The sequence below is a fragment of the Marinobacter sp. bablab_jr003 genome, from assembly GCF_016464245.1.
GTDB classification, from domain to species: domain Bacteria; phylum Pseudomonadota; class Gammaproteobacteria; order Pseudomonadales; family Oleiphilaceae; genus Marinobacter; species Marinobacter vinifirmus.
On the sequence record NZ_JADARC010000022.1, the window covers coordinates 1 to 1372 of the forward strand.

General features: G+C 58.9%; 2 protein-coding genes. Both read left to right on the forward strand.

The features are described 5' to 3' along the window. Positions 1 to 162: signal peptidase II (locus tag H3Z84_RS01595; RefSeq protein WP_199456018.1), on the forward strand; the 162-nt coding region annotated here is incomplete at its 5' end. Between the two features lie 21 nt (positions 163 to 183). Further along, positions 184 to 1372: ISL3-like element ISPpu12 family transposase (locus H3Z84_RS01600; RefSeq protein WP_199456019.1), on the forward strand; the 1189-nt coding region annotated here is incomplete at its 3' end.

The following is a 1372-nucleotide window of genomic DNA, read 5'->3' on the forward strand; positions in this document are numbered from 1 at the left end:
GGCTATGTTGTGGATTCCTTTGATTTCTATTGGCGAGACTGGCATTGGCCGGCCTTCAACCTGGCTGATATTGCAATTGTCCTCGGTGCCTTACTTTTCGTTTCCAGCAGCTTGTTGGGTAAAAAAGCAAACACCAATGCCGAGCCGGATGGATCTGACTGACACCTACGCCTATACAACACCATGACCGAACTTCCCGACAACATCCTTCACCTGCCGCAATACCAAGTACTGGGCTGCAAATCAACCGACGACGAAATGCACTTCCAGGTGGACGTGCCCGATCCCATCGCCTGCGAGGAATGCGGCGTGCAGGGTGAGTTCGTACGGTTCGGCAAGCGTGACGTTCCCTATCGTGATCTGCCCATCCACGGCAAGCGGGTCACTCTCTGGGTGGTCCGCCGCCGATACACCTGCCGGGCCTGCAAGACAACATTCAGGCCCCAGCTACCGGAGATGGTGGACGGATTCCGTATGACACTGCGGCTGCATGAGTACGTGGAGAAGGAATCCTTCAACCACCCCTACACCTTTGTGGCGGCACAGACCGGCCTGGACGAGAAGACGGTGCGCGACATCTTCAACGCCCGCGCCGAGTTCCTGGGGCGCTGGCACCGCTTCGAGACGCCCCGCATCCTGGGCATTGACGAGCTATACCTGAACAAGCGCTACCGCTGCATTCTGACCAACATTGAGGAGCGAACCCTGCTCGACCTGCTGGCCACCCGCCGCCAGGACGTGGTGACCAACTACCTGATGAAGCTGAAAGACCGGCAGAAGGTCGAGATCGTCAGCATGGACATGTGGAACCCCTACCGGGCAGCGGTCAAGGCTGTGCTGCCCCAGGCCCGTATCGTGGTCGATAAGTTCCATGTGGTGCGCATGGCCAACGATGCCCTAGAGAGAGTGCGCAAGGGCCTCAGAAAGGAGCTGAAACCGTCCCAGAACCGGACTCTCAAGGGAGACCGGAAAATCCTGCTGAAACGCGCTCACGAAGTCTCAGACCGGGAGCGCCTCATCATGGAGACCTGGACAGGCGCGTTCCCGCAACTGCTGGCCGCCTACGAGCACAAGGAGCGCTTCTACGGCATCTGGGACGCCACCACACGGCTCCAGGCAGAAGCCGCCCTGGACGAGTGGATAGCCACCATCCCGAAGGGCCAAAAGGAAGTCTGGAGCGATCTGGTAAGGGCAGTGGGAAACTGGCGCGAAGAGACCATGACCTACTTCGAGACGGACATGCCCGTCACCAACGCTTACACGGAGTCCATCAACCGACTGGCCAAGGACAAGAACCGTGAAGGGCGCGGTTACTCCTTCGAGGTGATGCGGGCACGAATGCTCTACACCACGAAGCACAAGAAGAAGGCAC